This window comes from Roseibium sp., assembly GCF_025698965.1.
In the GTDB taxonomy this organism is placed as follows: domain Bacteria; phylum Pseudomonadota; class Alphaproteobacteria; order Rhizobiales; family Stappiaceae; genus Roseibium.
Window position 1 is genome coordinate 1 of the sequence record NZ_JAILWL010000321.1, and the last position, 7,708, is coordinate 7,708.

Here is a 7,708-nt window from a genome sequence, read left to right on the forward strand (position 1 = left end):
AAATGATTATGCAATGGGACTTTATTCGGAAAGGCTGGATGGGCGTGCGGCAATTGCTGTGGTGCTGGCCGTGCTAGGCCTGACCTTCCTGGTTCTGGACAGGTCGGATGTAGGTGGATCTGAAGGGATTATCCTGATCCTTGTCGCGTCCTTGTGCGGCGCTGCAGGCAATATTCTTCTGAAGTCCCTGGGTCGGGTCGATATGCTTGCTGTTGTGGTCTGGATGAGCTTGATAGCACCTCTGCCTTTGGCCGTGCTCTCGCTTGTACTGGAGAGCGATGGCAACCCTGTCAGACTGTTTCAAACAATTTCCTTGGCTACGGTTTTTGCAGTTGGTTATTCCGCGCTGCTTGCGACCATATTGGTATTTACGATCTGGGGTCGTCTGCTGGTGAAGTATCAGGCAGCGAAAGTAGCGCCGTTTTTCCTTTTGGTGCCGGTCTTTGGTATCAGCCTTTCAGCCATCTTTCTGGGGGAACGCCTCACGATGTTTCAGGTTGCCGGAGCGGGTCTGATATTTGGCGGACTGGCCCTGACGCTCTGGCCTCGAAGGGAGACCAAAGTCAGCTGATGCAATGTCACAAAGTTCTACTTTCCACCGTCGGGAAGCGGTGGCAGGGAGCGCAGGTAGAGCACGATTGCAGCCAGATCGTTGTCCGTCATTCTGGCGAGATAGGGATAAGGCATGGGAGGCAGCATCCTTGCATTGCCGGGCCGCACTCCCTTGCGGATCATGCCGTCGAGCTCGGTATCAGAGTAGGTGTCCAGGCCAGTTGGCGTGATATTGGATGCAGTTGAAGTACCCCACGGGCCATGAAATTCGAAGCCGCCTGCACCAAGATGCGTGTCGAACATCGGACCTTTTTCACCGAATGTTGTGTGGCACTCGGTGCAATGGGCAATTGGGCCGGCCAGATAAGCGCCATATTCAACAGTCACGCCCTCCGGAACGGTGGCAACCGATGTGATCGGCGGACCATAAGCCGGTGGCAGAGGAATGTTGTACTGGCTGGTACCCGGGTCGTTGTCGACCGCCGGTACCTGGCGCAGATACATGACCATGCTCTTGAGGTCATCATCGGAAATGCCGCGGTAAAGACCCATGGGCATTGGCGGACCGATTACGCTGCCATCAGGTCGAATTCCTTCGCGGATCGCTTTGGCAAGTTCTTCATCCGACCAGCTCCCCACGGAACCACCCGATGTGATATTGCCCGCTATTGCAGTGAACGCGTCGTTTTTCTCCACCAGCATTCCGGCAAGATCCATGCCGGGGATTTCTCCATCCGGCCCTTTTGGTGTGTGGCAGTTTCCGCAGGCTGCGGGACCTTCCACCAGGTACTTTCCACGTTCCAAAGACGGTTCGGAGAATGCAGGACCTTCAGCTGCCATAACGAAGAGTATTGAAAATAAAAGTAAAGTTGCAAAACGAGATCCATGTTTTTCAAACATGCTCAAATCTCCCCCTAAGATAATTTGGAAAAGATGGTCGAAATATCGATTTTCTGAAAGTTGTCCATATTTGCAATAAGAGGCATCGTTGCCGATCTGCAATGAGTTCTGACAGCAATTGGCCTGTTAATCGAGAAACATGGCTGAAAAGATCTTGCTGTAAATCTCTTTAACCAGATCAAGTTCTGCCAGTCCCTGTCTGGCGAGGTTGCTGAGACCCGGGGCTGCGTTGACTTCAAGGACGACAGCCGGGCTTTCGGCTTCGGCGGCTTCAGGCAAAATCAGGTCGACGCCAGCATATCTCAATCCCAGGGATTGAGAGGCCCTGCTGGCGAATGAGAGGATGTCCGGCGCAATTTCGCGAGTGACGATCCTGGCCGTTCCACCTGCCGACAGGTTGGCAATCGGCAGAACCGTAATTCTCTGACCGGAAAAAGGTACGTAATCCAGTGTCAGGTTTTGTGCAGCCAGTTCCGTCGTGATCCGTTTATCGTCCGGTGTGAGTTTTCCGGTCATTTTCAGCAGATCTGCGATGCTGCGCAATCCATCTCCCGTGATGGTCGGCGCAAGCCGTTCGATGGCACACTGAATTTCGCCATCGAGAATGACAATCCGAAGCTCACGCCCTCGGATTTCTTCCTGAACGAGAAGGTGATCATGACGTTTTGCCAATATCTCCAGGGTCGCCTGGAGAGTGCTGTCTGTGTCGACACGGATCACGTCGCGACCTTCCTGGCCGATATTGGGTTTCACATACAAGGGGAAGTTCGTCCGGCTTGTGAAACTCCGAACGTATTCCGGAAGCGGTTGGCCGTTGAGGATGTCGGTGCTCGTAATGAAGCAGGAGGTGGCTACCGGTAGCCCGTTTTTGCCGAGGAATTTCGAAGCATAAGCCTTGTCATTGGCAATTTCAGCTGCACCAAGACTGTTCAGGTCGAATCTTGTGCCTTTGAAGAACCAGCGAGATCCGCCAGAGCTTTCCACCAGACCCGCATGACCGTAAGGGTCTCCTGCGGTCAGGCGTAAGTCCTGGTGAGCGCAGAATTCTTCGAGCAGCTGAAAGACGAGTGACCGGGTGGTGGGGAACGTCACGTTGAACGCACCCTTCCGGCTCAGTTCTTGCCTTGTCGCGCGTTTGACAGGTAATCGATCTTGAACAGTTCCGGATTACTCGGGCCGTTCGAGACGACGTTATAAACGGCGACAGAGGTGTCATATCCCTGTTGATCGGTGACGGTCCATTGCTTTAGCGCATAGTCCTTGGCGTCGAAAATCAGCGTCAGTGTTCCGGAGTTGAACTTGGTCTTGTCGAAAATGGTGACCGTGATCAGGTCTTCTTCCACAAGAACATTGGTGACGTTGGTATCCTTCTGGAGATCGATTGTGTCGGACAATAGAAATCGCAATGGGGTCTGGCCGAGTGGCCAGATATCCTGCGTATTCAATTTGCGGTCCCGCACGGACACGGATTTGCCGTCAGCAACGATGTCGAGGACCGAGGGTTTGTTGTAGTAAAAGCGAACCTTGCCGGGCCGGGCCATGTAGAACTTGCCGTCCGACTGGCTGCCATCCGGGCCGAACTGAATGAAGTCGCCATGCATGGTCTTCACGGAATTGAAGTATTGATTCAAGTCCTTAAGCGTCTTTTGCTCCTGATCGGTAAGGGCGTGTGCCGGAGCAAATGCCGCCAAAGTCACAATCACGGCCATGGTGGAACAAACCAGGGGTTTGACCAAGCGATGAGCGAAGCGTTTCAGCATGATGCATTGTCCTAATCGTTAGCGCGCCGAAGCATTGAGCCTTAGCTAGGTATCGTGTGTGGCAAAGCTTTGGCAGTTTAGTGCGTAAGGCGCAAAATATGAACCAATTGATGTTGGAAAGCGGTGCCATCGGCATGGCGCTTCTCATGATGCTGCCCATCGGGCAAGCGGTGCAACGCCGATGATGACCGGCTTTTTGCCATCCTCCGAACCATCAAGTTTGTCCCTGATTTAACGGGCCCCGCCGGTGCTATGAATTCACCATGGCATGCGATCCGATTCATTTCGGGACAGTTGGTCCTGATAAAATAGCCCCTATTTTACGCCTTGCGCTTTACCATCAGAACTCTTCCTCAACGCCATTTTGCACGAGAATTTCACGTTTGCCGGCATGGTTCGCAGGACTGATCAAACCTTCCTGCTCCATGCGTTCGATCAGGGACGCCGCGCGGTTATAGCCGATCGAAAGGCGTCGCTGGACATAGGAAGTGGAGGCTTTCTTGTCGCGCAGGACAATTGCAACCGCCTTGTCGTAAAGGTCGTTGCCCTCACCGCCGCCTGCAAGGCCGCCATCATAGGGGCTCTCGGCTTCTTCCTCTTCCTCGGTCACTGCTTCCAGATATTGGGGTGTGCCCTGAACCTTCAGGTGCTTGACGATTTCTTCCACTTCATCGTCAGCCACGAAGGGACCGTGAACGCGTTGAATGCGACCGCCACCCGCCATGAACAGCATATCACCCATACCGAGCAGCTGTTCGGCGCCCATTTCCCCGAGGATGGTACGGCTGTCGATCTTCGACGTCACCTGGAAGGAGATACGGGTGGGGAAATTGGCTTTGATGGTACCGGTGATAACGTCCACAGACGGACGTTGGGTTGCCATGATCAGGTGAATGCCTGCCGCGCGGGCCATTTGTGCCAGGCGCTGGATCGCCCCTTCGATGTCCTTGCCCGCAACCATCATGAGGTCGGCCATTTCGTCGACGATCACCACGATATACGGCATCGCCTCGAGCGGCAGTTCCTCTTCCTCGTAGATCGGCTGGCCGGTGTCCCTGTCAAAACCGGTCTGGACGGTCCGGGTGAAGCTTTCTCCCTTTTCCAATGCCTGCTTGATACGGGTATTGTAGCCGTCAATGTTCCGGACGCCCATCTTGGACATCTTCTTGTAACGGTCCTCCATCTCGCGGACCGTCCACTTCAGGGCGACCACGGCTTTTTTCGGATCGGTCACCACGGGTGTCAGCAGGTGCGGGATACCGTCATAGATGGACAGTTCGAGCATTTTCGGGTCAATCATGATCATCTTGCACTGTTCCGGCGTCAGCCGGTAAAGCAGTGACAGGATCATGGTGTTGATCGAAACGGACTTACCCGAACCAGTGGTACCGGCGACCAGAAGGTGCGGCATGCGGGCCAGATCCGCGACAACGCTTTCGCCATTGATGGTTTTGCCGAGCGCCAGCGCCAGTTTGGCCTTGGCCTTCTCGAAGTCCTGAGCAGCCAGCAATTCGCGCAGATAAACGGTCTCGCGGCGCGCATTCGGCAGTTCGATGCCGATGGCGTTCTTGCCCGGAATGACGGCTACACGAGCGGAAATCGCACTCATGGAGCGGGCAATATCGTCAGCAAGACCGATCACGCGGGAGGACTTTATGCCCGGTGCCGGTTCCAACTCGTAAAGCGTTACGACAGGTCCCGGGCGCACCTCGATGATTTCACCGCGAACACCAAAGTCTTCCAGAACGCCTTCCAGAATGCGGGCATTCTGTTCCAATGCGTCGGCTGACAATCCTGGAACCTTGCCACCCGCTTTTGGTTCGGCAAGCAGTCTGAGTGGCGGCAGTTCGTATTCTTCCGGTGCGCCGAGGAAGGACGGCTGCGCCTCTGAAATGGCGCGCTTGCTCTGCTTTGGGCGCGGTGCCTGCGGGACAACCCGACCGGCCTGCGGCGCAAGCGCCGTGTCCTGGGGTTGCGACGGCACCGGGGCCGGCTCAGGCGATGCGATGCCGACCGGGACAGCCGGTTGACCCGTTACCGGTCCCTTGTCGATCAGAAGTTCGTCCGGCTCGAAACCTTCTCCCTCTTCGCCAAATGGATCGTCCTCGTATGGATCTTGGTGCGCGTCCGTTTCCTGATCGCGGCCACGTTCGTAGAATTCGTCGAGACCATCATCGTCCTGCGGCATCAATCGGCCTGCAAGAGCGCGGCGGAAAGATTTCAGGCGATTGCCCTGGCGATCGTCTTCCACTTCGTAATCGTCCGCCTGGTCCTCATCTTCCCAAAGTTCCTCATCCTGTTGACGGGTCCGCTTAAAGCCTGTCAGCCGGCGCAGTTGCGCTGCCGTTTGAAGACCCCAATGACCTGCCTGTCCGACCAGGGCCGTGGTGAGCAGGGACAGACGGGATTCGCGCTCTTCATCCTCGAGGCCGAGTTCGTCTTCGATCGACTTGCCATGACCCTTGGGCATGCGCGTGGGTTCAATACGCTCGGAGACCTTGTCCTTGCCACCGAGCCAGCCGGCAGCTGCCAGCAGAAACAGGACAGCTGGTACACCGAGGCCGAGACCTCCGACAATGGTGGCGGCGCCGCTGGTGAGGTTGGACGTGATCAGTGAGGGTACATGATGGATCGTATCGCCGAAGAAACCTCCAAGTCCGTTCGGCAGAGGCCAGCTGTCTGGCACCGGCAGTGCGGCAAGAGCCCCGGCAGCCAATCCGGAACCGATGACCCAATAGACCAGGCGCTTGCGGCCTATCCCGAGCGCATGTCCGGCCAGCAGTCTCCAGCCCCACAGCACAAGCGGGATCAGGAACACGGCCGTTGCCAGCCCGATGGACTGCATCAGGATATCGGCGATGACGGCTCCGGGGGCGCCGAGGGCGTTGCGCACGGGGGCACCGGTTGCATGGTTCAAGCTGGGGTCACTGACCGACCAGGTCGCCAGGCTTGCCGCCAGCATGGCGGCGATCGCTATGACGCCGAGACCGGCCGCGCCCACAAGGTTGCGTCGCATGAAGCGCTTCAACGGGCTTTCGGTGTCCAGCAGATCCACCGAAGAGCGGCGGCCATTGCCGCGAACTGCACTGGCCCGTCTCATGCCTTTTCTCCTAACCAGTTTGCCAAACGTTCAAGAGCAATTTCCGTTTGCTCAAGCGGGGCGCAAAGCCCGACGCGGATGTAGCTCCGTCCCGGGTTGCTGCCATCGGATTGATCGGATGCCAGATAGCCACCCGGCAAAACCTTGACGCCGATGTCGCGCCACAGGTCTTTCGTTACACTCACTGAGTCGCCCCAACGACCAATATCGAGCCAAAGGAAGAAACCCGCCTGTGGCGTCACGGGACCCATGATCGGACCAAGAAGGCGTTCGGCGACCTCGAATTTTTCGTTGTAAAGCCGGCGGTTCTCGATGACGTGCGCTTCGTCCTGATAGGCCCGGACCGCAACAGCCTGGGCAGGGAGTGGCACCTGGGGCGCCGCCAACCCGCGAAACTTGGCCCATTTCCGCAAGAAGTCGGGATCCCCTGCTGCAAAACCGCACCGAAGACCGGCAAGGTTTGAGCGTTTTGAAAGAGAATTCAAAACGATGATGTTGGAAAAATCTCCACCCATTGCTCTGGCAGCTTCCAGGATGCCTGGTGGTGGTGTCTTCCGGTAGATCTCGGAATAGCATTCATCGGCAAATATGTAGAACCGGTGTTTGCGCGCCAGTCCGATCAGGTGTTGCCAGTAGCCAATATCGGCGACAAACCCCTCCGGGTTGGTTGGAGAAGCAACATAAAAGGCAACGGTTTCGTCGAGTAATTCAGGTTCCAATGCGTCAAGATCCGGAAGAAAATTGTTTCTGGGGACGGCATCCAGAAGCACGGCTTCGGCATCTGCCACATGAGCCGCCGCAGCATAGGTCTGGTAAAAGGGATTGGGCAGGATCACCACCGGGTGGTCGATGCCCTTGTCCAGTTGATCTCTTGCTGCAATTGCGCCGAACGAGAGCCCTTCCCGCGACCCGTTCAGGGGCAGCACCCCGTGGTCGGCATCAATCATGCCGCCGAGATTGTACCGCTCATCGAGCCAGGCCGCGATTGTTTCACGAAATTCCGGAGATCCGACGATCGGCGGGTACCTGCGGAAACTCGCCATATTTTCTGCAAGAACCTCAGCCGTGAAGTCAGGTATCGGATGCTGTGGCTCGCCAATGGTCATGATAATCGGATCAAGACCGGGCGTCTCGTCGGCGAGAAGCTCGGCAAGGCGCTGAAACGGATTGGAGCTCGGCAGGGCAGCGCCGCGCTGATAGGCTTTAGGGCTGGCAGTCATCAATGATCCGGCAGTCGTTACGCATAACTTTGACCTGACCCTATCGTCTCCTTGGTAAATCTCTTATTAACCAAGCAGGCACGGGAGAGGATTTCCAGCGGATTGCCAGCACTTCAGATCTTGAATAAATTTTGTCGCAGACTTCTCTAATTGAATATCAAGGGTTTTTCATGGCC

At 56.2% G+C, this 7,708-nt stretch carries 6 protein-coding genes; 1 reads left to right on the top strand and 5 read right to left on the bottom strand.

Annotation, left to right across the window (positions count from 1 at the left end; genetic code table 11):
- Positions 1–571, top strand: a 571-nt coding sequence (locus tag K5905_RS22340; RefSeq protein WP_297587923.1) for an EamA family transporter, incomplete at its 5' end; no start/stop codon positions are given.
- Between the two features lie 17 nt (positions 572–588).
- Here K5905_RS22340 and K5905_RS22345 read toward each other — a convergent pair.
- From K5905_RS22345 to K5905_RS22365, 5 genes are all read right to left on the bottom strand, one after another.
- Positions 589–1,452 carry a c-type cytochrome gene (locus K5905_RS22345; protein ID WP_297587925.1) on the bottom strand — a complete coding sequence of 288 codons (864 nt, stop codon included), beginning with the start codon at positions 1,450–1,452 and terminating at the stop codon, positions 589–591.
- A gap of 126 nt (positions 1,453–1,578) precedes the next feature.
- Entirely contained in the window at positions 1,579–2,544 is a 966-nt protein-coding gene (locus tag K5905_RS22350; RefSeq protein WP_297587927.1) for an ATP-dependent carboxylate-amine ligase, read from the bottom strand.
- 20 nt (positions 2,545–2,564) lie between these two features.
- A complete protein-coding gene (locus tag K5905_RS22355) occupies positions 2,565–3,212 on the bottom strand; it encodes an outer membrane lipoprotein carrier protein LolA (protein ID WP_297587930.1) in 648 nt (215 codons plus the stop codon).
- Between the two features lie 340 nt (positions 3,213–3,552).
- On the bottom strand, positions 3,553–6,312 hold the full coding sequence (locus K5905_RS22360) for a DNA translocase FtsK (protein WP_297587933.1): 2,760 nt from the start codon (positions 6,310–6,312) through the stop codon (positions 3,553–3,555).
- Positions 6,309–7,532 (bottom strand): aminotransferase class I/II-fold pyridoxal phosphate-dependent enzyme, encoded by a 1,224-nt coding sequence (locus K5905_RS22365; RefSeq protein ID WP_297587936.1) that lies wholly within the window; start codon positions 7,530–7,532, stop codon positions 6,309–6,311. The genes K5905_RS22360 and K5905_RS22365 overlap by 4 nt, the downstream gene beginning before the upstream one ends.
- Between the last annotated feature and the right edge of the window lie 176 nt (positions 7,533–7,708).

What these genes read in the sequence shown, in the direction of transcription:
- K5905_RS22345 (WP_297587925.1), bottom strand. Translation starts at nt 1,452, where the DNA reads ATGTTTGAAAAACATGGATCTCGTTTTGCAACTTTACTTTTATTTTCA.
- K5905_RS22355 (WP_297587930.1), bottom strand. Translation starts at nt 3,212, where the DNA reads ATGCTGAAACGCTTCGCTCATCGCTTGGTCAAACCCCTGGTTTGTTCC.
- K5905_RS22360 (WP_297587933.1), bottom strand. Translation starts at nt 6,312, where the DNA reads ATGAGACGGGCCAGTGCAGTTCGCGGCAATGGCCGCCGCTCTTCGGTG.
- K5905_RS22365 (WP_297587936.1), bottom strand. Translation starts at nt 7,532, where the DNA reads ATGACTGCCAGCCCTAAAGCCTATCAGCGCGGCGCTGCCCTGCCGAGC.